A 21,355-nucleotide genomic window follows, 5' to 3' on the forward strand; every position below is an offset into this window, starting at 1 on the left:
GAGACAGGAGTGCATCATGAGGCTGGCGGACATCACGTCCCCCCGAGACCTCCGCAGTCTGACACCGCCCGAACTGGTGCGCCTCTCCGAAGAGATACGGGTCTTTCTCATCGACTCCGTATCGCGGACGGGCGGCCACCTGGGGCCCAACCTCGGCGTTGTCGAACTGACGCTGGCCCTCCACCGAGTCTTCGACTCGCCTTCCGACCGCGTCTTGTGGGACACGGGCCACCAGTCTTACGTCCACAAGATGTTGACGGGTCGCCAGGATTTCAGTGGGCTGCGTAAGGAGGGCGGTCTCTCGGGTTACCCGAGCCGAGCCGAGTCGGTGCATGACCTCATCGAGAACTCCCACGCCTCCACCGCGCTCTCCTACGCCGACGGTCTCGCCAAGGCCCACCGGCTGCGTGGCGAGAGCGAGCGATGCGTCATCGCCGTGATCGGGGACGGCGCACTGACCGGGGGGATGGCGTGGGAGGCCCTCAACAACATTGCGGCGTCCACCAACCCCGTCGTCATCGTGCTCAACGACAACGGGCACTCCTACGCCCCGACCGTCGGTGGCATAGCCGATCACATGGCGGAACTGGCCGCGACGGGGACGGACGATCGCCCGACGGGCAACCTCTTCGAGAACCTCGGCCTGAGCTACCTGGGACCCGTCGACGGCCACGACATCGCCGCTCTGGAGGCCGCGTTCAGTGCTGCGCGCGAGGCGAACCGGCCCGTTGTCGTGCACTGCCGCACCCGCAAGGGGAACGGGTACCCCCTCGCAGAACAGGACACCCGCGACCATCTGCACGCCGTCGGCAGCTTCGATCCGGTCACCGGGCAGAGCGCCGCACAGCCGGCCGCCACGTGGACGCAGGTTTTCGGTGACGAACTGGTCCGGCTGGGTACAGAGCGCCCCGATGTGGTGGCGCTGACCGCGGCCATGCTGCACCCGGTAGGGCTGGTGCCGTTCGCCAAGGCCTTTCCCGACCGGGTGTTCGACGTAGGCATCGCCGAACAGCACGCGGTAGCCTCGGCGGCGGGTCTGGCGGCGGGTGACCTGCATCCGGTCGTCGCCGTCTACGCCACGTTCCTCAACCGGGCCATGGACCAGGTACTGATGGACGTGGCCCTGCACGGGGCCGGGGTCACGTTCGTCCTCGATCGCGCCGGGATCACCGGAGACGACGGGCCGAGCCACAACGGGATGTGGGACCTCTCGCTGCTCCAGGCCGTGCCGGGGCTGCGGCTGGCCGCGCCACGCGATGCGGCGCAGGTGCGCGTGCAGTTACGGGAGGCGCTCGACGTTCGCGACGCGCCGACCGCCCTCCGCTTTCCCAAGGGGGCGGTGGGCCCGGACGTCCCGGCTCTGGCCCGCTTCCACACGTTGGACGTCCTCGCCCGCACGATGCCCCATCGCGAGCGCTGTGATCTGCTGCTGGTCTCGGTGGGCGCCATGGCACGGGTTTGCACGACGGTGGCAGAACGGCTCGCGGCACTCGGCTTCGCCGTCACCGTGGTCGACCCGCGCTGGGTGAAACCCGTTGACGAAGCCCTCTGCATGCTGGCGGCGGACCATGAGGTCGTCGCCGTGGTGGAGGACAACCTGCGCGTGGGCGGGGTGGGCTCCGCACTGTCCCAGGCACTGCGTGAGGCCGGACTCACGAACCCCTGCCTGGCCTACGGTCTGCCCCTGGTCTTCCCCCGGCACTGCGCCAGGGACCGGCTGCTGGAGGAGATGGGGCTCGGCGTCACGGCCCTTGAGCAACAGCTGCGGGACGTCCTGACCAGCTATGTCCCTCTGAGCAGAAGGATGACGATGACATGACGCAGGTTCCGCTCGGCATTCCGACGGTGCGGAGTGCGGGCGACGGCGGGCAGCGCCACGCACGCCGCCGATCTCGGCAGATCACCGTGGGATCCGTGGCCGTCGGCGCGGGAGCGCCGGTTTCCGTACAGTCCATGACCACCACCCAGACTGCGGATGTCGACGCGACGTTGCAGCAGATCGCCGAGCTGAACGCCGCGGGCTGTCAGATCGTGCGAGTGGCGGTGCCCACCCAGGACGATGCCGAAGCACTGCCCCGGATCGCGGCCAAATCCCCGCTCCCCGTCATCGCCGACATCCACTTCCAGCCCAAGTACGTCTTCGCGGCCATCGAGGCGGGCTGCGCAGCAGTCCGCGTCAATCCGGGCAACATCAAGCGTTTCGACGACCGGGTCGGCGAGATCGCTCGAGAGGCGGCGGACGCAGGCGTGCCGATCCGTATCGGTGTGAACGCAGGATCTCTGGACCGTCGGCTGCTGGCCAAGTACGGCCGACCGACGCCCGAGGCACTGGTGGAGTCCGCGCTGTGGGAGTGCTCGCTGTTCGAGGAACACGGCTTCCGCGATCTCAAGATCTCGGTGAAGCACCACGACCCGGTGGTGATGATCGAGGCCTACCGGCAGCTGGCCGAGCGGTGCGACTACCCCCTCCACCTGGGCGTGACGGAGGCGGGGCCCGCCTTCCAGGGCACAGTCAAGTCATCCGTCGCCTTCGGTGTCCTGCTGGCGGAGGGAATCGGTGACACGGTCCGGGTCTCTCTGTCCGCTCCTCCAGTGGAAGAGGTCAAAGTCGGTATCGCGATCCTGGAGTCGCTCGGGCTGCGCGAGCGGGGCCTTGAGATCGTGTCGTGCCCCTCGTGCGGCAGAGCCCAGGTCGACGTCTACACCCTCGCCGAGCAGGCTACCGCGGCCCTTGAAGGATTCCCGGTGCCGTTGCGCGTGGCCGTCATGGGATGTGTGGTCAACGGGCCCGGCGAGGCGCGTGAGGCCGATCTCGGAGTCGCGTCGGGCAACGGCAAGGGGCAGATCTTCGTGAAGGGAGAGGTGGTCCGGACGGTCCCGGAGGCCCAGATCGTCACAGCGCTGGTCGAAGAAGCAGTGCGGATCGCCGAGGCACAGGGTGTGGACATCCCCGGGCCCTGACCCTCGCCGAAACCGATCCGCCCGATCCGAGAAGGCCGGAGAGCCCAGTGGACGAAGAAGCGGACGACCTGCTGAGTTATCCGTTCACCACGGAAGCCGAACCAGGGGTCCACCCCCGTTATGCCGCACTGCGCCAGAGCGATTCCCTGACCAGAGTGCGGATGCCTTATGGAGAACCCGCGTGGCTGGCGATCCGCTACGAGGACGTCCGATGTGTCCACGCCGACGCTCGGTTCAGCCGCGCCCTCGCCGCGCACCGCGACCAGCCTCGCGCCTTCCCGGTGATGCCGGAGGACAGCCTGCAGGGTATGGACCCGCCTGACCACGGCCGGTTACGCAGGCTGGCCTCCCGGGTCTTCAGCGCCCGTCGTGTGGAGCGGATGCGCCCGCTCATCCAGCAGCTCGCGAACGATCTCCTGGACCGGATGGAAGCACACGGCCCGTCGGCGGACGTGATACGGGACTACGGCACACAGCTCACCGGCGCCGTCATCACGGAGCTCTTCGGCGTCCCGCGCGAGGACCGACCGCGATTCGCAGAGTGGGCCAGGTCGGTGACATCCACGACGCTGCCGAGAGAACAGGTCGAGGACCACGTAGGCAGGTTGCAGGACTACGTCGACGCCATGGTGGATCGGTGTCTGCGCGAGCCTTCCGACGACCTGATCGGAGTGCTGGTGGACGGCTTCGGCGAAGGTCGGGTCAGCAGGCACGAGTTGGTGACGCTGGCCCGGCTGATGCTGGCCGCCGGGCATGACAGCGTGAACTACCAGATCGGCCACTGCGCCTACCTCCTGCTGACACATCCCGCGGAACTCGAGCGGTTGGTCGCGGACCCGCAATTGATCAACTCGGCGGTGGAGGAACTCCTGCGCTTCGAGAAGACCGACGAGCTGGCCGTCTTCCCGCGGTACGCCGTCGAGGACATGCGACTCGGCGCCGGGTACGTGCGAGCCGGCGAACCGGTCCTGCCGTCGAGGATCTCCGCCAACCACGATGAGCGCGTCTTCGACGAGCCCGACCGGCTCGACCTGGGCAGGGAGGACAACCCGCACCTGGCCTTCGGACACGGGCCGCACCACTGCCCGGGCGCGCCCCTGGCCCGGGCGGAACTGCAGATCGCGCTCGGCTCGCTCGTCGCCCGCTTTCCCGGGATGCGGCTAGCGGTGCCCGAGACGGGACTGGAGTGGGAGAGCGCGGGACTCGCCCGTGAACTGCGATCTCTGCCAATCACATGGTGACCCGGGGGGCCGGCCCGCAGGATCTGGGCCGTACGCGTGCATCCATGCCCCCGCAACCCTCTCGCCTGCCGTCGTTGACAGGGCTGCGGTTCGTCGCCGCTCTGATGGTCTTCGCCACGCACGTCCTGTGGAACACCCAGCTCATATCGGGCGAAGCCGGGACGGCGCTCAGAAAGGCGTTCTCCCTCTCGGGCGCCTACGGCGTCGGCTTCTTCTTCATCCTGAGCGGGTTCGTCCTGACGTGGACTGCGCGACCGTACGACACCGCACGCTCGTTCTGGCGCCGCCGCCTGGTGAAGATCGGCCCCACCCATCTCGTCACATTCGGTCTGGCCGCCGTACTCGTGATCAGCACAGCCCGGCCCACCACCGGGGTCGACTGGGTGGCAGCCCTGACTCTGCAGCAGGCTTGGTCCCCCAGCATGCAGACCAGCACGGCCGTCAACGGGGTGAGCTGGTCGCTCTCCTGCGAGTTCTTCTTCTACCTGGTCTTTCCGGCCCTGCTCCCGGTCCTGCGCCGCATACGTGAGGAGTGGCTGTGGCCGGCGGTCGTGGCAGTGGTCGTGCTGATCGCGGGTGCGTTCCTCACGGCGACGTTCCTGGTGGCCGATCAACCCCGGCTCACGGTCTTCTTCCTGTCCGGCTCGGTGTCGTTCACCCAGGTGTGGTTCGTGTACTTCCTTCCGCCGGTCCGCGCACTGGAATTCGCCCTGGGCATTCTCCTGGCCAGGATCGTCGCCTCGGGCCGGTGGCCGGGGATCGGGCTGCTGCCCGCCTTCGCGGTGGCCGTCGCCGGATACGTGATCGCCCTGTACGAGCCGTATCTGGCGGGCACCGCAGGGCTGGCGTCCGTGTGGACCGCACCCCTCATCGCCGCCGCTGCGGTCGCGGACCGGCGGAGCAGGCCCTCGGTGTTCCGCAGACCGACGATGGTGTTCCTGGGCGAACTTTCCTTCGCGTTCTACATGATCCACTGGCTCGTCGTCATGACGACCGCCCAGGTAATGGGGCCCACGCGTACGTTTCCTCCGGTGACCGGCGCGCTCCTGGTCCTTGTCCTGCTCGTGGTTGCGCTGGCGTGCTCTCTGTTCCTGTACCGGTGGGTGGAGACACCGCTGGTGCGGCGTTTCGGACGGCACCGGCCGGCTGCGGGTACCGAACGGCCCCCGGGCCCCGCACCGTGCTCGCAGACGGGCGCCCACCGCGTGCCGGAGTGAAAGACAGCCGGCCCCTACAACCGCTGATCCAACTTCGAGGAGACACCCATGTCCGAGACCCCCGCCCCCCGGGCCGCCACCAGCCGCCCCGAACAGAGTGACCCTGTGTCCGTCATCTTCCGTCTGGTCTGGGGATACACCACGTCCGCGATCACCCACACAGCCTTCGAGCTGGGCCTGCCCGACCTGCTGGAGAACGGCCCCAGGTCCGCGGACGAGGTGGCGGAGGAGACCCGAGCGCACCGGCCCTCCCTGCACCGGTTACTGCGCGCCATGTCCGCCCTGGGCATCACCCGCGAGACCGAGAACGGCGACTTCGCTCTGACGGAGGCCGGAACGCTCCTGCAGACCAAGGCGACCGGGTCGATGGATGCCATGGCCCGGCTGCTGGTGCACGAGTCGATGTGGCGTCCCTGGCAAGGGCTGACCGAGAGCGTCCGGACGGGCGAGCCGGTGTTCGAGAGCCAGTTCGGCATGGACTACTGGGCCTACATGAAACAGCACCCCGACGTGTCCAGCCTGTTCAACGCGGCGATGGGGAACGCCTCACAGGCCGTCGGCACCGCTGTCTCGGCCGCCTACGACTTCACTCGCTTCCGGACCGTCGTCGACGTCGGCGGAGGCAACGGGACGCTCCTCACCACTCTGCTCCAGGCGACCCCGGAGCTGCGCGGGATCGTGTTCGACAGTCCGTCAGGAGTGGCGCAGGCCGAGGACCAACTGGTGGCCGCAGGGGTGGGCGACCGCTGTGAGGCGAAGGCCGGCAACTTCCTCGAAGCTCTCCCCGAGGGCGGCGACCTGTACGTCTTCAAGAGCGTCATCCACGACTGGGATGACGAACGCGCCACGACGATCCTGCGGAACTGTCACCGGGTGCTGCCCGCTGAAGGGCGGCTGCTCATCATGGAACCCGTGATCCCTGAAGCGGTGACGGTGTTTCCGGCGGATCCGTTCCCGTATCTCAATGACCTCAACATGATGGTCAGCCTGCGTGGCAAGGAGCGCACGCAGTCCGAGTACGAGGCACTCCTGGCCGCGGCCGGTTTCCGCCTGCACGGCATCCGGCCGGTGTCCGGCCCGGAGCGGGTGTTCCTGATCGAAGCGATCCCGGTCTCCTAGACGGGGCGGTGAAGCTGCTCGTCTCGCGCGGGTGCCGCGGCGTCGAGGAGCTTCACCGCATCCCTCTGCTCAGCTACGCGTCACGGTCGGATCCGCTGAGTATGGGCACTGGCGTCAGGGCCAGGTCCGCGTACGTCGTCGGCGTCCCGCTTCGGGGCGAGCCGGGCGGAACGTGCCGACCGGACATCGCCTGCCCTGGGGCGCAGATCCCCGAGCGGTAGGCGAGCGCTATGGCTTCTCCGCGACTGCGTAACCCGAACTTCCGCAGGACACGTGAGACGTAGGCGCGCACGGTGGCGGTAGCCACGGACATGCTCTCCGCGATCTCGTCGGTGGACTGCCCCGCGGCCAGCCGGCACAGGGTCTCGTACTCCCGTGGCAGGAGCCGCTCGCCGATCTCGTCGGTGGTGAACCCCTCCTGGTAGCTGCTGAACCGTTCGTTGAGGAATTGCACGAGCTTGTGGACGAGCGGGGGCGAGACGTACGTACCGCCGGCCTGTGCGGAGTCCATCGCTGTGCGCAGCTCGCCGTGCATCCGGTCCTTCAACAGGTACCCACGGGCGCCGGCCGAGATTCCGAGCCACACAGTCTGGCCCGCGCTCGCGACCGCGATGAGGATCACTGTGGCTTCCAAGACGCTTGCCAGCTCCGAGACGAGCGAGGGTGCGTCGGAGGCGACCTCGTCGGCCAGGAGGACGAAGTCCGGGGAAAGGCGGCGGGAGATCTCCAGTGCTTCAGCGGGGTCGCCGGTCTCTCCCGCGAGTTCGTAGGACAGGGATTCCTCCAGGATGCGGCGCATCCAGCGGCGACTGGCCGCGTCTGTATCGACTAACAGGACTTTCACGGCGCCAGGTTCCTACTCTCTTCACGATGACGGTCACTGATCGGTGAGGGGACTGGGTGGCGGTACCGCGGAAATGCCGCAGATATGGAACGGAGAAGCGCCCGGCGCGAGTAGAAGGCGCCGGGCGCTCGATCAGCGTGCGGCTGTGGCGGCCGAGTCCGTCACTCGGAGGAGGTCGAACACCGGTAGACGCTGCCTGGTTCGATCCGTCCGAGTGCCGGCCGCACCGAGTTCAGCACGAAGAGACGCTGCAGCCAACGGTCTCGTCCGTCGTAGCGGGGGGTGAAGGCGCTTCGTCCGTGCACAGCGGTCGCATTGTCGACGATGGCGAGGTCGCCGGGCCGCAGCACGAACTCCCGCCGTACCTTCTGCAGGGCTTCATGCAGGGCGTTGAACGCTGTTTCGGCGGCCTCGTCGCACGGAGCCGTGTCATCGAAATCCACGCACAGGGTGGGAGACCGCTCCGGTCCGGCGAGTACGGGTGCGGGTGGAAGATAGACCTGTTCGCGCCCGTCGCGGCAGAAGGAGGGAGCGATCCTGGTGCGGAAGCGGGGTTCCCGCAGCATGGCGACTTGCTCATCCGTCAACAGCGGGAGTGCCTGCCGGATGGATGACGTGATGGAGGCGGCCGAGCGGTCGTGATCCTCGCGGAGACATAGAAGACCGATGAAGTCCGGGCGGTGCTCCAGGAAGGCGTTCTCGGTGTGCAGCTTGAAGTAGACGGACCCCGTGTTCTGTTGTTGGTCCTCCTCGCCAGGCACCGGGCAGACGTCCTGGACCAGCGCTCCGCGCTTCTCCTCCGCGTACGCGATGGGGTCTCCCAGCCGTGACATGACAAGGAGCAGCGCCGCCACGGAGGGCGTGCAGGTGTCGGCCACCGACTCGGGGGTGGCGGGGGTGGCGGGAAGCCGGGTCGTTACAGGGAGGTTGCGTAGCGTCAGGACGCCGTCCGGGTTACCGAACCTGCGGAAGTCCGACAGGGTGGCGAGGAGGCCCTCCGGCAGCAGACCGCTGCGTACATGGGCCGATTGGACGAGGACGTTGTCCCCGTGCGTATCGGCGGTTCGGCGCAGCTCGACGAAGAGGGGCTCGATGCGCTCGATTTCGGATGGATCCAGCTCGTAGATGTCGGGAGCTGCCGGCAGCATCGTTTCTGCGTTTCGCGTTTCTTGCCGTGCCGTCATGTGTGGTTCGCCGCCGGTGTGCCGTCGAAGGGGATGATCAGCCGGTACTTCCCGCCGGCGGACTGCTCAGGCGGATCGGTGGCCCGTGCGACAGCGACGTGCTCGAGGTCGTACGAGCGCATGAACCGGTGGATCTCCTCGCGAATGGCCTGCCACACCTTCTCGGGATCCGCCTGCTGGGCGGCCCGGACCCGCACGCTGAGCGCTGCGGGACCGGTCTGCACCACCTGGGCGAGTTCCAGACCTGGCGCGCGATCCACAACACCGGCCAGGGCGATGGGCGCGACCTCGACGGCCTCACCGTTGCCACCTTGGAAGGTGAGCGCCTCGCTCGCTCGGCCCTGGGCGCGGATGGCGGGAAAAGGGTTGCCGCACGGGCATGGGTCCGGCCGGGTGACGACCGAGTCTCCCAGGTCGTAGCGCAGCACGGGCTGGACGCGGTTGGCGAGATTGGTGACCAGGACCGTGTGTGAGCGCTCGCCGGGCGGCACGGGGCGGTAGTCGGTGTCGACGGGTTCCAGGAACCCCCAGTCGGAATTGACGTGTAGCCAGTCCTCAGGGCAGCCGATGGCGGTGGACATGAATTCGCAGGCGCCGTAGCCGTTGCCGATGCGGGCTCGGAAGACCTGTCGGATTCGCTGGTAGCCGCTGTCCGTCAGCCCCTCGGCGGCCAGGACGACAAGACGCGGCCGGATCCGCAGACGTCCGGCTTCCTGCTCCCGGGCCAGGAGCGCGAGCTGGCCGGCGTAACCGATCAGCACATTGGGACGGAACCGGTTGAGCTGCTCCACGAGTTCCGGCATCGGTGTGAAGACCGAAAACACGCGCAGCAGGCCACCCTCGCCCACGCTGCGGGCTGCAGAACGGGGAAGCACAGTCGACGAGCCGAAGTGCCCGCCGGTGGCCAGGACCCAGGCGACGCGGCCTCCTCGCAGGGCGACCGCGGCGGCCTCGGCGGGAGGGAGCCAGGCGCCGAACGCGCGGAGGGCAAGGGCCCGGGTGACCGCGGAGGCGGCTTTGTCGTACACGAAGATGCCGCGCACGCCGGTGCTGCCTGAGGTGGTTCCCACGCGGTACTTGCCCAGGAAGTCCGTACCCACGAGGAAAGGGTCGTCGATGAACGCGCGCACTCGATCGTGGGTTACCTCGGGGTCGGTGACCCAGTCGTCGAACCGAGCCATGAGCCGTTTCTTGTCAGTGACCGGCAGCATCGTGATGTCGTCGACGTGCCAGGGCAGACCGCGATAGAGCTCGCGATAGTACGGCGAATGCGCTCGGGCATGGGCTACCGCGGCGGCCAGTCTGCGGGACCGCCGGCGCTCCAGCGCCGACGATCCCTCCTTCTTCGCTGCCCGCAAGTCACGGAGCAGACGAATGGTCTGACGCATGATCCGTCCTCCGTTGTGCTGGTGAGAGGGGTCAGTAGACGCCTTCGATGACAGGCTTGCCCGAGAACTCCTCGACAGGGTGGACGTCCGCGATGGCGTCGCTCACCTCGCTGGTGCGGTGCGGGACCCGAACGGCCGTGTCGCGTTCCAGATTGTTCGGCAGGAACATGCCCCTGCTGATGTGGTGTTGGAGCACCTGGCCACGCTCTCCGTAGGGAACGGCTTTCCCGGTCTCCGAGTCGACGACGGAGAAGATGGTGAAGGGGGCAGGCGGATCGAAGACGGCGGGTGCGTCGGCTGCTGCATCCGCGCGTTCGACCATGCCACCGATGATCATCGTGCTGGCGTAGCCGCCTACCAACTTGGCGCCCGGGAAGATCTCGTTCTGGAAGCGATTGCGGGTGGCGGTATCCATCTTCGTACCGCCCCACCCGATGATCTGGGTCCGCTCATTGATCAGGTTGACCAGACCGTCGCGGCGACACAGTGCCTCCAACAATGGCGGGGTGCTGTACAGGACCGCGATCTCCTGGCTGCGCAGGATCCATTCCGCCTGATCCACGACGTGCTCCACGTAAAGGTTGACCTCTTCCAAGGCGCCGCGAGCGATGCAACGTTTCACCCAGCGGGGATCGAGGTCGAGCAGGAAGCAGACCGTGCCGAAACGGGATGCGGTGTCCCTGATCAGCGTGCCTGCCATGTGTGGATCGGTGGGTCCCATACAGAGCCAACCGCCCGCGCGGATCGGCCCGTGTTCTGCCAGGCCGGCGGCGTGCCAGTCGGTGGCCCGTTCCTGCGTCTCCGGCATCCAGATCACACGCTTGGGAGGCCCGGTCGTGCCCCCGCTCTCGCCGATGACGGGTTGCCCAGCCTCCGGGGGGTAACCACGGGGGATAAGATCGGTGACTTGCACGTCGCGCAGCTCGTCCACGATGTTCGGGAAAAGTCGCAGGTCATCGACGGTCGAGACGTCTTTGCGGGGATCGAAGTCGAAGGTCCTGGCTCGTGAGAGCCAGAACGGACTCCCTGTGTCTGGGCCGAAGTGCCACTCCATCGCTTCCCGTATGAGTTCAGAAGCGTTTGGAGGATCGTTCCAAGCTACGTCCAGAGGGCTGTCGGAAGTGTTCCCGCTGCGCTTGGCCGGAAGGGGTAAGGCCACCTGCTCTGCTCCTCTCGCGTCTTGCGTTTCCGCCGACGCTTCGGCCTGGGGCGCAGCAAACGGCACGTGGTGGGGGGACCAGAGCGTCGTGGGTTGGTTGCACCCGGGACAGGCCGAAGCTGCGTGACTGTGACGGAGGTTCACGATGCACATCGTGTGTCGAACAACCAGAAGAGCGGATGATGATGTGCTGTGGCAACCGCTGTAGCGAAGGTTGGCCGGATTGGTCTTCATCGCCCCTGGGGGCTCTTGCCAACCAGTGGGGACGTTCTGTACGCATGTGTCGTCGGGATCCGATCGTGTGGGTGTGGCGCGAGATACCTCTTGCGAGCGGAGACGCCAGGCCACAAGTTGGTTGAGGGGTTATGGGAGACGGCGAACAGGGTCAGCAGGACGGTCGCCCCATCCTGAAGAAGTTCGATCAGCGTCTCAACAGGCTGATCCAAGCTCTATATCCGGACGAACGGACGCGTCCGGGCTTCGCCCGTCTTGCGGCGGAAATCAGGGAGGCGACAGGAGGGAGTATCTCGGCGACCTACCTGTGGGAACTTTCGACCGGCAAGAAGCGCAATGTGACGTTGGAACAGTTGGACGTCCTAGCCGATTTTTTCGGGGTCCCGCCGGGGTATTTCCTGGACGACGAAGTAGCTGAACGAGTGAGTGAGCAGCTCTCCATGGCGGCCGCATTGAGCGACGTCAAGGTACGTGACTTGGCGCTCCGATCGGCAGGACTGTCCTCGGTTAATCTCGATGCGATCCTGGCCATAGTTGACGAGGTGCGAAAGGTGCAGAACCTGCCGGAAGTCCAACGGCCGGATTCAGTCGATAGCACAGGTTGAGGAAGGGAAGATGCTTCAGCCTCCAGGGCGGGTGCTGCTTGGTGTGCACCTTACCTCTCGACCGCGAGACGAAGAAGGAAACATGGAGCAGGAGGACGCTTCGCTGCGGGAAGACTGCATGAAAGCGCTACGCGGAATTGATTTGCCGCGTCCGTTCACTGTGGAAGCCTTCTGTAGTCAACTGGCACAACAGCGGAACAGGCCACTCCATCTACGTCCCGGACCGACCAGGTCGGCGTTTGCCGGAATTTGTGGCGTTTGGATCGCCGCCGCAGGCGAGGACTACATCTTCTACGAGGCGCAGACTTCCCGCCTGCATCAAGAACACATCATCCTGCATGAGATCGGGCATATGCTTCTTGAGCATCGCATGCGCGATGAAGATGCTCATCATGAGGGTATGGGGAGCGTGGAGGCTCTGCTGCCGGACTTGCGTCCGCGGAGCATCCGTCGGTTCTTCGGGCGGACCGATTACACGACGTGGCAGGAGCGGGAAGCCGAGATGTTGGCCAGCCTCATAGGCGTCCAGGCGCGCCGACTGCGTACCCGACAGTCATCGGAAGCCCTGGTAAAGCTTGGAACGGCTTTCGGCTTAGGGCTCCCGGATGTCGAGTGAGCTGGCACGTTACGGAAGTGCACTGGCGATACCTGCCGTGACAGGTCTTTGGTTAGCCGCATTGATCCGCAGCCCGTCGGTGGTCAACTCCAGGCAACAGCGCGGACTCTGGCTGGCCGTTGTGTCGGCGGCTGCGGCGATGACACTCGACTTACCTGCTGTGGTGAACTTCGTGGTCCGAGATGGTGCGTCCGGGCACGCGGTGTCCCTGACGAGGAACTGCATTGGCGTGGTGTCGGCCGGTGCAGTTCTTTATTTTGTGGCTTCCACTACCGGGCGACATCGGTTACGGATCATGGCGGTGATGGCGGCCGTCGTTTACCCGGGTCTGCTCGTAGCACTCGACGGGATGACCCCACCCCATGGGAAGCACATCTTCCTGGCACACGGACAATCGAGCCCCAGCATCCCCTACTGGTTGGCTCTCATCACTGCTCACTTGCTCGCGGATTCCGTGTGCACCTTTGTGTGCTGGCGCTACGCCAGACAGGCCGGGAGAACCCTCTCTGTCAGCCTCCTGGTCTTCGGAGCCGGAACAGCTTTTGCCGGCCTGTACTGGCTTGTGCTCCTGACCGAGGTCGTGCTCGACAACCGTTGGGGGTTGGCGTTTTCCCCGCTCCTGATGAGTCTTCACGGATTGCTAAGGGCTGCCGCCCTTCTCGTACCTTCATTCGCGTCGCTCCTCAGGACGGGGCAGGACTGCGTCGTCGCCTGGCGGCTTTGGCCGCTGTGGCACGAACTGGTGAAAGCGGTCCCCAACGTGGCTCTGTCCACGCCTCAAGGGAGACTGGAGGAACTGATCCGGCCTGCCGCCCCGCGAAGTCTGCTCGTCTACCGCAGGGTGATCGAAATTCGTGACGCGATGCTCGTCCTTGGAGACTATGCCGATCACTGCGACCCATCTGAACTCCAGACCGGCTCCTCGGTGGATCGTGACTCGCCCACGGTCGAACAGCAGGCATCGGCCCTAGCGAACCTCATCAAAGACGCATGTCAGGCCAAAGTGAACAGGAAGCCATTACTGCGTAACTCCTTCCGCCTCGGAACATTGGGCAGCCGTGATCTCGACGAAGAGAAGCGGTTCCTTCTCGAAGTCGCGCATGCGTATGCAAAAATCCCTGCTCATGCAAACCCGGGGGTCTGGATTCGGACATCCGGTGCTGGGCGCCCACACGACTGACGGGGCTCTGTCCCGAAGGTTGCTTTCTAACTGACATCCTCATCTGGAGGCACGATGAAAGCAGAAGGGAAGAAGGTGCTGCTCGCAGCACCGCGAGGCTTTTGTGCAGGAGTGGTTCGCGCCATTCATGCCGTCGAGAAGGCCCTGAAGAAGTACGGCGCTCCGGTGTATGTCCGGCACGAGATCGTGCACAACAAGTACGTCGTGCAGACCCTGGAGAAGAAGGGTGCTGTGTTCGTCGAACGGACGGAGGAGGTCCCGCCGGGCAACATCGTCATGTTCTCCGCGCACGGCGTCGCCCCGGTCGTCCACGAGGAGGCCGCGCGCGGCGGGCTCACGGCCATTGACGCTACCTGCCCGCTCGTCACCAAGGTCCACAAGGAAGCCGTCCGCTTCGCCAAGGAGGACTACGACATTCTTCTGATCGGGCACGAGGGCCACGAGGAGGTCATCGGCACCTCCGGCGAGGCCCCCGACCACATCACGCTCGTCGACGGGCCGGGCGCCGTGGCCAAGGTGGAGGTCCGCGACGAGTCCAAGGTCGTCTGGCTGTCGCAGACCACCCTCTCCGTCGACGAGACCATGGAGACTGTTGACGCCCTCAAGGAGAAGTTCCCGCAGCTCATCTCCCCGCCCAGCGACGACATCTGCTACGCCACACAGAACCGCCAACTCGCGGTGAAGCAGATGGGTGCCGAGGCCGAGCTGGTGATCGTGGTCGGCTCACGCAACTCCTCCAACTCCGTGCGTCTCGTAGAGGTCGCTAAGCTCGCCGGCTCCCGTGCCGCGTACCTCGTGGACTACGCGAGCGAGATCGACGAGGCCTGGCTGGAGGGCGTGACGACGGTGGGCGTCACCTCCGGCGCTTCCGTCCCCGAGGCCCTGGTCGACCAGGTCCTGGAGTGGCTCTCGCAGCGCGGCTACGAGGACGTCGAGACAATCACCGCTGCCGTTGAACAGCAGAAGTTTGCCCTACCTAGGGAACTTTCCTGAGTGCTGGCTTTTAGGGGGACCTGCCGTGCCGTCACGCAGTTCTGCGGTGTCAAGACAGTGCGGGCCTGCCAGGCCGGACACCGTGTCGCCACCGCCGCAGAGTGGGTCGACAAGCTCGCCGCCGCCCACGAGTCTGGCCGCCTGTCGGCCGAGCTCACCAAGTTCGGCCGCTATCCGCTGATCGTGGTGGACGAGGTCGGCTACATCCCCTTCGAAGCGGAGGCCGCGAACCTGTTCTTCCAGCTCATCTCGAACAGATACGAGCGCGCGTCTGTCATCGTCACCAGCAACAAGCCCTTCGGACGCTGGAAGTCGCCTTGCTCCGGGCTGCTGTTGTTGCTGTGTGTGCCACTGCGCTCATCAGGTGATGGGGTGTATGCGAGGCGCTGGCGAGGGTTGAGCGTGTAGTTAGTCTGTGCGATCTCGATAAGCTGTGCCAGCACGGCGTCGTCAGGAGACTGACGATGCAGGTTCATCGCTTCACCAAGGGGCGGGGAGCGCAAGGGGAGCGCGGACGCCTTTGGACGGTAACCTTCAAGTCGACTCGAAGGTCAAGCCCGCAGCAGCCCCGCGATTTCGCGCGCTGCCTCGCGAGCGGGTCGGCCCACCCCGATCAGGGTGGCGGAGGCCGGGCCGGTCCAGTCGCCGTAGCCGAGCAGGTGCGGGCGCGGCTCCTCCACAGCTCGTGTGCCCGCGGTAGCGAGGTGTCCACGCCTGCCTCGCAGGCCAAGTGGCGCGAGGTGGGACAGGGCGGGACGGAAGCCGGTGCACCAGATGACCGCGTCGGCATTGGCGTGTGAGCCGTCGGCCCACTCGGCGCCGTCTGCGTCATACGGCAGGCTGCTCGGCAACCGGACGGCCGCGCAGGAAGATGACCGCCACCAGCGCCAGACCCACGACGGCTCCGGCGAGCTGGGCGCCGATGAAGCCGGGGACCGATGCGGGGGCGATGCCCGCGAAGGTGTCGGTGAACGCGCGGCCGATCGTCACCGCCGGGTTGGCGAACGACGTGGACGAGGTGAACCAGTAGGCCGCGCCGATGTACGAGGCGACCGCGACCGGAGCGAAGCGGAGTCGGTCGGTGCGGGCCAGTCCGAAGATCAGCAGGATCAGACCGGCGGTGGCGACGACCTCACCGAGCAGGAGGTTGCCTGCCGAGCGGTCGTGTGTGGACCACTTCACCAGCGGCTCACCGAACATCGCGTCGGCCAGCACCGCACCCAAGATCGCACCGATTACCTGAGCCGGGAGGTACACAGCCGTCTCACGGGCCGTGACTCCCGGACCGCCGCGGCGGGCGGTGAACCACTCGGCCAACGTGACGGCCGGGTTGAAGTGCGCACCGGAAACCGGGCCGAGCAGCGCGATCAGAACACCGAGCCCGAAGACCGTGGCGATCGAGTTGGCCAGCAGTTGCAGGCCGACGTCCTGGGTCAGTTCGGTGGCCTGGATGCCGGATCCGACCACGACGGCGACCAGGGCGGCCGTGCCGACCAGTTCGGCCGCGGCACGGGCGACCAGGGGTATACGAGGCGGGATGGCGCCCGGCGCGGGCTGGGGCGCATTGGACGGTTCGGCGGGCGCGGACTCCGCGGCGCTCTCGTGGGTGGCGGTCAACAGGACTCCTCGGTGCAGTCGCGCGGGCGACAGGGGGTTCAGGGGCAGGACCGCTTGACGTTCGCCTCGGCCGAGGCGCGCGCCGTCTCCGCAAGGTCGGCGAACTGGCCGGCCAGCTGCTCAATGACGTCCGGGCGGAGCCGGTAGTACGTGTACCGGCCGCATGGCTCGGTCTCCACGACCCCGGCCTCGCGCAGCACCCTCAGGTGGTTGGAAAGGTTCGTCTGCTTGGCGCCTGTCTCCTCGACGAGGTGCGTGGTGCAGAGCGTCTCCTTGGCGAGCAGGGTCACGATCTGGAGCCGGAGCGGGTCGGCCAGCACCCGGATGAGTTCAGTGTCGACTGACGTCAGCATGGGCTGATACTCTCACATCACCCGGCGCTGATACCAGCCTGGGTCGACCTTCGGAGCCCGTGGAGGGTTCTCATGTCCTCGCCCACGACCCCCGCTCTGCCCGACCAGCGGCTGGCCGCAGGTGCCGCCCGCCTCGCGAACCGTCACGAAGGCACGTTCTCCCCGGAGACCGTGATGCGGCTGCTGGCCGACTCCTACACACAGCTGGCGGCCGCCGCCCACGTCCGCACGCACCTGATCGTGCTCGCAGAACGCCTGGCAGGCGAGCGTCTCGACGCTCTCGCGCAGTCCGAAGGCGTGCCCGGCGCCGGCCTGCCGCGCGTGCTGTTCGTGTGCAGCCACAACGCGGGACGCTCGCAGATCGCAGCCGCTCTGCTCACGCGCCGGGCGGCCGGACGGGTCGAGGTGTCCTCGGCCGGAACCGCTCCGGCAGCCGAGGTCGAACCCCTCGTGGTCCAGGTCCTCGTCGAAGCCGGGGCTGACATCGGCCACGCCTACCCCAAACCGCTGACAGACGAGGTGGTCCAGGCCGCCGACATCGTCGTGACCATGGGCTGCGGCGACGCCTGCCCGGTCGTACCCGGTCACCGCTACCTGGACTGGCCCGTCGCCGACCCCGAGGGTGGCCCGATCGCCGTCGTCCGGCAGATCCGCGACGAGATCGACGCCCACATCACCAAGCTGCTGGCCCTCCTGCCGCCCGCCTGAACATCCCGTTCCACCCGCTGATCACCTGAAGGAAGAACCCATGTCCTCCACCCCCGCCGCGTCCGTGCTGTTCGTCTGCGTCCACAACGCCGGGCGCTCGCAGATGGCCGCCGGATTCCTCTCCCACCTCGCGGGCGACCGCGTCGAGGTCCGCTCCGCCGGCTCGCTGCCCGCCGACCAGGTCAACCCGGCCGCGGTCGAGGCGATGAAGGAAGTCGGCGTCGACATCTCCGCGCAGCAGCCGAAGGTGCTCACCACCGAGGCCGTCCAGGCGTCCGACTACGTCGTCACCATGGGCTGCGGCGACGTCTGCCCGGTCTTTCCCGGCAAGAAGTACCTGGACTGGACCCTGGAGGACCCGGCCGGCAAGGGCGTCGAGTCCGTACGCCCCATCCGCGACGAGATCAAGAACCGCATCGAAGCCCTGATCGCCGAGATCGACGCCAAGCAGGAGGCGTGACCTCCGTGACGGACACCGCCCCTCCGGCCTCTGATGTGCGCGAGGTCATCGTCATAGGCTCCGGCCCCGCCGGATACACCGCCGCCCTCTACACCGCCCGCGCCTCCGTCAAGCAGCTCAGCCCTTGGCGGCCTCGTCGATGCGTCGGCGGAGGCGCCGCATCCCGCGGAGCCACCGTTCGGTGTCGGTCGCCCGGAAGCCGTAGTGGTCCCGTACTTCCGGGTGGGGAAGGATGAGGAACCGCCCGTCCGCGAGCCCCTCCATGACCTCGTCGGCCACTTGCTCGGGTTCGAGGACCGCTCCGGCGAGCACTGCCTTGGCGGCCGCGTCGGTTCTCTCGTACATCTCGGTGCGAACGCCCAGCGGGCACAGGACCTGGACCGTCAGCCCCTTGTCGCCGTGGGTGGCCGAGAGCCACTCGGCGAAGGCCAGCGCGCCGTGCTTGGACACCGAGTACGACGCCGATTCGAGGTGGGTGAGCAGGCCTGCTGCTGAGACCGTGGCCAGGAAGTGGCCGCGTCCCCGTTCCAGCCACGGCCCGATCAGGTGACGGGCCGCCCGTACATGACTCATGACGTTCACCTGCCAGACCTGGTCCCACACCTCCTCCGGGGTGTGCTCCCCGCCGCCGGGCTCGATGCCCGCATTGGCGCAGAACAGGTCGATCTCGCCGAGGTGGGCGCGCGCCGCCGCCACCAGGGCGGCCACGCTCTCCTCCGCGCCGGCGTCGCCCGGCACGGCGAGCCCGCCGACCTCGGCGGCGACCCGGGCGGCTGCCGCGCCGTCCAGATCGTTGACCACGAGCCGGGCACCCTCGGCGGCGAACCGGCGGGCGAGCGCCGCGCCGATTCCCGACCCGGCCCCCGTGACGACCACACCAGCGTCTTTGAGGTCCATGGCTGCCATCTGCGTCACTCGTCCGCGACCTTGAGCACGAGCTTGCCGAGGTTCTCGCCGCGGAACAGCCGCAGCAGGGTCTCGGGGAACGCCGCGACTCCGCCGGACACCACGTCCTCCACCGATCGCAGCCGCCCCGCCGCCTGCCACCCGGCCAGTTCGGTGACGGCCTCGGCATACCGGTCGGCGTAGTCGAAGACCACCATTCCCGTCATGGAGGCCCGATTGACCAGCAGCGACATGTAGTTGCTCGGTCCCTTGACCGGCTCGGTGTTGTTGTACTGGGAGATCGCGCCGCAGATGACGATCCGGGCGCCGCGCGCCAGCCTGGTCAGCACCGCGTCCAGGATGTCGCCGCCGACGTTGTCGAAGTAGACGTCCACGCCATCGGGGGCGTGCTCGCGCAGCGCCTTCCGTACGTCCTCGGTCTGATAGTCGATCGCGGCGTCGAACCCGAACTCCTCGACCACCGAACGGCACTTGCGCTCTCCGCCGGCGATGCCGATGACGCGGCAGCCCAGGATCTTGGCGACCTGGCCGACCACGTTGCCGACCGCTCCGGCCGCTCCGGAGACCACGACGGTCTGCCCCGGCTCCGGGCGTCCGATGTCGAGCAGACCGAAGTAGGCCGTCATGCCGGACATGCCGAGAGTGCCGAGATACACGGGCAGCGGCGCCAGCGCCGGGTCGACCTTGGTGACACCGCGCCCGTCGGACACGCAGTACTCCTGGACACCGAACGAGCCCGACACGTGGTCCCCCACCGCGAAGTCGGGGTGCCGGGAGGCGATGACCCGGCCTACCGCTCCGGCGCGCATGACCTCGCCGATTTCGACGGGCCGGATGTACGACTTGCCCGCGTTCATCCAGCCACGCATCGCCGGGTCGATCGACAGGTAGAGCACCTGCACCAGCAGCTCGCCGTCTCCCGGCTCGGCGACCGGCTCCTCGACGTACTCCCAGTCGGTGGACCGGGGCTGCCCCACGGGGCGTGCGGCCAGGCGCAATTGATGGTTGGTGCGGCTCATCTCTGCAGCTCCTCGACTTGCATACCGACTGGTAGGTACGGGCCTCGTGAGGCTAGGTCCTGCCGAACCAGGACGCAAGTGGTCCCACCAGTGGCCACGAGTGGTGAGCATCACATCGCGGCCGCGGTGGGGCACCTCAGTGATCTTGCGAGTGCCCGTGGTCGCTAGCGGCGGGCCGCCGGGGTGTGCCGGGTGCGGCCGAAGAGCGCTGCGCGCAGTGGCGGGCCGAAGACGCGGTGGACATCGGCGGCGGTCAGCCCCGCGGCTGGGGGCAGTGGGTTCAGGTATCTGGTGAAGATCAGACCGGCGATCACACCGACGGCGGCGGTGGCGCGCTCGGTCGCGTCCGGGCCGCCCAGAAATTCAGCAATCCCGCCGAGCAGCTCGCGTTCGAGGTACTCGCGGAACACGTCCATCACGTTCTCGTCCTGCAGCGCCATCCGGTGGGGTATCTGCAGCGGTTCGCTGTGGTCCCACGCGTCGGTGACCGCGACCAGCAGCCGCTCGGGCAGGCCGGCCCGTTCGCCGGCCAAGGCTGTGGACAGGGCGAGTGATTCGCCGCACGGCAGCGTCACCGACTCGCCGAACAGGCCCTGCTTGTTCCCGAAGTGGTAGCTGATCAGGGCCGAGTCGACCCCGGCCGCGGCCGCGACCGCGCGCACGGTCGTGCCCCGGTAGCCACGTTCCAGGAACAGGCCGCGGGCGGCCTCGACGATGTGGGCTTTGGTGGCGGGATTGCCGCGGGGCCGACCGCGAGTTTTATTCATCAAGGTTGAAATCTTGCGGCGCCGATCGTCAGTGTCAAGGCACCCCCAAGCCCGGACCTCCCGGGGCGGGGTGAAGGAGAACGCAATGCGTATCGTCGTCTTCGGCGCGGGTGGCCCGACCGGCCGCCAGGTGATCGAGCAGGCCCTGGCCGCGGGACACGAGGTCTCTGCGGTGACCCGCCGCCCGGAACTGCTCCCGCCGCAAGAGGGGTTGACCGTAGTCAGCGCCGACGTCACCGATGCCGAAGCGGTCCACAAAGTGGTCGCCGGCAGCGAGGCGGTCCTGTCCGCCCTCGGGGTTCCGTTCAGCCGCAAGCCGATCACCACGTACTCGCAAGGGGCGACCAACATCGTCGCCGCCATGCAGCACAACGCCGTGCGGCGGCTGGTGGTGGTCAGCTCCAGCGTCGCCGATCCCGCGTGGCGCCCCACTGGGGAGTTCTTCTTCAACCGGGTGATGGACCCGTACTTCAACAGGGTCGCGGGCCGGACCCTGCACGAGGACATGCGCCGGATGGAATCGGTGGTCAGGGCAAGCGATCTCGACTGGACGATCGCCCGGCCGTGCGGGCTGTTCGACAACCCCACGGTGACGGACTACGAACTCGCCGAGAACAGCGCCGACGGTTTGTTCACGGCCCGCGCCGATCTCGCCGCGAGCATGCTGCGGCAGCTTGAGGACAACCGCTTCGTCCGGAAGGCGATGGGAGTGATCACGACGGAGGTCAGGCCCAGCATCGTCAAGCTGATGTGGAACGAGGGCGTCAAGAAGAAGTAGCCGCCT

22 protein-coding genes and 1 pseudogene are annotated in these 21,355 nt (G+C 67.2%); 13 read left to right on the forward strand and 10 right to left on the reverse strand.

All coding sequences use genetic code 11. The annotated features are described in order from the left end of the window. Positions 1-16: 16 nt before the first annotated feature. From ACH492_RS35495 to ACH492_RS35515, 5 genes are read left to right on the forward strand one after another with little or no spacing between them, the layout of a single operon-like run. On the forward strand, positions 17-1,819 hold the full coding sequence (locus ACH492_RS35495) for a 1-deoxy-D-xylulose-5-phosphate synthase (protein ID WP_398992846.1): 1,803 nt from the start codon (positions 17-19) through the stop codon (positions 1,817-1,819). Continuing rightward, on the forward strand, positions 1,816-2,961 hold the full coding sequence (gene ispG / locus ACH492_RS35500) for a flavodoxin-dependent (E)-4-hydroxy-3-methylbut-2-enyl-diphosphate synthase (protein ID WP_398992848.1): 1,146 nt from the start codon (positions 1,816-1,818) through the stop codon (positions 2,959-2,961). Before ACH492_RS35495 ends, ispG begins: the two co-directional genes overlap by 4 nt. A gap of 47 nt (positions 2,962-3,008) precedes the next feature. Continuing rightward, positions 3,009-4,202, forward strand: a complete 1,194-nt coding sequence (locus ACH492_RS35505) for a cytochrome P450 (protein WP_398992850.1) — start codon at positions 3,009-3,011, stop codon at positions 4,200-4,202. A gap of 44 nt (positions 4,203-4,246) precedes the next feature. Then, on the forward strand, positions 4,247-5,419 hold the full coding sequence (locus ACH492_RS35510; RefSeq protein ID WP_398992852.1) for an acyltransferase family protein: 1,173 nt from the start codon (positions 4,247-4,249) through the stop codon (positions 5,417-5,419). Between the two features lie 48 nt (positions 5,420-5,467). Then, entirely contained in the window at positions 5,468-6,538 is a 1,071-nt protein-coding gene (locus ACH492_RS35515) for a methyltransferase (protein ID WP_398992854.1), read from the forward strand. A 73-nt stretch (positions 6,539-6,611) separates the two neighbouring features. On the opposite strand, the gene ACH492_RS35520 is transcribed toward ACH492_RS35515, so the two are convergent. The 4 genes from ACH492_RS35520 to ACH492_RS35535 all read right to left on the reverse strand — a co-directional run bounded on the left by ACH492_RS35520 (position 6,612) and on the right by ACH492_RS35535 (position 11,008). Then, complete coding sequence (locus ACH492_RS35520) at positions 6,612-7,382, reverse strand: LuxR C-terminal-related transcriptional regulator (protein ID WP_398992856.1); 771 nt, start codon at positions 7,380-7,382, stop codon at positions 6,612-6,614. Positions 7,383-7,543: 161 nt separating this feature from the next. After that, positions 7,544-8,530, reverse strand: coding sequence for a TauD/TfdA family dioxygenase (locus ACH492_RS35525; RefSeq protein ID WP_398992858.1), 987 nt, complete (start codon positions 8,528-8,530; stop codon positions 7,544-7,546). 32 nt (positions 8,531-8,562) lie between these two features. Next, positions 8,563-9,954 carry a phenylacetate--CoA ligase family protein gene (locus ACH492_RS35530; protein WP_398992860.1) on the reverse strand — a complete coding sequence of 464 codons (1,392 nt, stop codon included), beginning with the start codon at positions 9,952-9,954 and terminating at the stop codon, positions 8,563-8,565. Positions 9,955-9,985: 31 nt separating this feature from the next. Then, entirely contained in the window at positions 9,986-11,008 is a 1,023-nt protein-coding gene (locus ACH492_RS35535; protein WP_398992861.1) for a phenazine antibiotic biosynthesis protein, read from the reverse strand. A gap of 470 nt (positions 11,009-11,478) precedes the next feature. Here ACH492_RS35535 and ACH492_RS35540 point away from each other — a divergent pair, with 470 nt between their 5' ends. The 5 genes from ACH492_RS35540 to ACH492_RS35560 all read left to right on the forward strand — a co-directional run bounded on the left by ACH492_RS35540 (position 11,479) and on the right by ACH492_RS35560 (position 15,149). Further along, positions 11,479-11,952, forward strand: a complete 474-nt coding sequence (locus ACH492_RS35540; protein WP_398992863.1) for a hypothetical protein — start codon at positions 11,479-11,481, stop codon at positions 11,950-11,952. 82 nt (positions 11,953-12,034) lie between these two features. Further along, the gene (locus tag ACH492_RS35545; RefSeq protein ID WP_398992865.1) at positions 12,035-12,568 is read left to right on the forward strand and encodes a hypothetical protein; all 534 of its coding nucleotides are present in this window, start codon (positions 12,035-12,037) and stop codon (positions 12,566-12,568) included. After that, positions 12,558-13,748, forward strand: a complete 1,191-nt coding sequence (locus ACH492_RS35550; protein ID WP_398992867.1) for an MAB_1171c family putative transporter — start codon at positions 12,558-12,560, stop codon at positions 13,746-13,748. Before ACH492_RS35545 ends, ACH492_RS35550 begins: the two co-directional genes overlap by 11 nt. A gap of 54 nt (positions 13,749-13,802) precedes the next feature. Further along, complete coding sequence (locus ACH492_RS35555; protein WP_398992869.1) at positions 13,803-14,741, forward strand: 4-hydroxy-3-methylbut-2-enyl diphosphate reductase; 939 nt, start codon at positions 13,803-13,805, stop codon at positions 14,739-14,741. Continuing rightward, entirely contained in the window at positions 14,742-15,149 is a 408-nt protein-coding gene (locus tag ACH492_RS35560; RefSeq protein WP_398992871.1) for an ATP-binding protein, read from the forward strand. A 143-nt stretch (positions 15,150-15,292) separates the two neighbouring features. Here the strand turns inward: ACH492_RS35560 and ACH492_RS35565 are convergent. The 3 genes and pseudogenes from ACH492_RS35565 to ACH492_RS35575 all read right to left on the reverse strand — a co-directional run. Next, a pseudogene (locus ACH492_RS35565) lies at positions 15,293-15,568 on the reverse strand (pyridine nucleotide-disulfide oxidoreductase); the annotation flags it as partial. 1 nt (position 15,569) lies between these two features. Then, positions 15,570-16,358: an aquaporin gene (locus ACH492_RS35570; protein ID WP_398992873.1), complete on the reverse strand. Its 789-nt coding sequence runs from the start codon at positions 16,356-16,358 to the stop codon at positions 15,570-15,572. 38 nt (positions 16,359-16,396) lie between these two features. Then, positions 16,397-16,711, reverse strand: coding sequence for an ArsR/SmtB family transcription factor (locus ACH492_RS35575; RefSeq protein ID WP_398992875.1), 315 nt, complete (start codon positions 16,709-16,711; stop codon positions 16,397-16,399). 72 nt (positions 16,712-16,783) lie between these two features. Between ACH492_RS35575 and ACH492_RS35580 the strand changes: the two genes are divergently transcribed. After that, complete coding sequence (locus tag ACH492_RS35580; RefSeq protein WP_398992877.1) at positions 16,784-17,419, forward strand: arsenate reductase ArsC; 636 nt, start codon at positions 16,784-16,786, stop codon at positions 17,417-17,419. 40 nt (positions 17,420-17,459) lie between these two features. After that, complete coding sequence (locus tag ACH492_RS35585; protein WP_398992879.1) at positions 17,460-17,879, forward strand: arsenate reductase ArsC; 420 nt, start codon at positions 17,460-17,462, stop codon at positions 17,877-17,879. Positions 17,880-17,996: 117 nt separating this feature from the next. On the opposite strand, the gene ACH492_RS35590 is transcribed toward ACH492_RS35585, so the two are convergent. The 3 genes from ACH492_RS35590 to ACH492_RS35600 form a co-directional block, all read right to left on the reverse strand. Beyond that, complete coding sequence (locus ACH492_RS35590; RefSeq protein WP_398993003.1) at positions 17,997-18,785, reverse strand: SDR family NAD(P)-dependent oxidoreductase; 789 nt, start codon at positions 18,783-18,785, stop codon at positions 17,997-17,999. Positions 18,786-18,790: 5 nt separating this feature from the next. Continuing rightward, on the reverse strand, positions 18,791-19,804 hold the full coding sequence (locus ACH492_RS35595) for an NADP-dependent oxidoreductase (RefSeq protein WP_398992882.1): 1,014 nt from the start codon (positions 19,802-19,804) through the stop codon (positions 18,791-18,793). A gap of 164 nt (positions 19,805-19,968) precedes the next feature. Continuing rightward, entirely contained in the window at positions 19,969-20,571 is a 603-nt protein-coding gene (locus tag ACH492_RS35600; RefSeq protein ID WP_398993004.1) for a TetR family transcriptional regulator, read from the reverse strand. A gap of 85 nt (positions 20,572-20,656) precedes the next feature. On the opposite strand from ACH492_RS35600, the gene ACH492_RS35605 reads away from it, so the two are divergent. Beyond that, positions 20,657-21,349, forward strand: a complete 693-nt coding sequence (locus ACH492_RS35605) for an NAD(P)-dependent oxidoreductase (protein ID WP_398992884.1) — start codon at positions 20,657-20,659, stop codon at positions 21,347-21,349. The last annotated feature ends 6 nt before the right edge of the window (positions 21,350-21,355 follow it).

Origin of the sequence: Streptomyces sp. NPDC019443, assembly GCF_044389785.1 — a bacterium.
GTDB lineage: Bacteria > Actinomycetota > Actinomycetes > Streptomycetales > Streptomycetaceae > Streptomyces.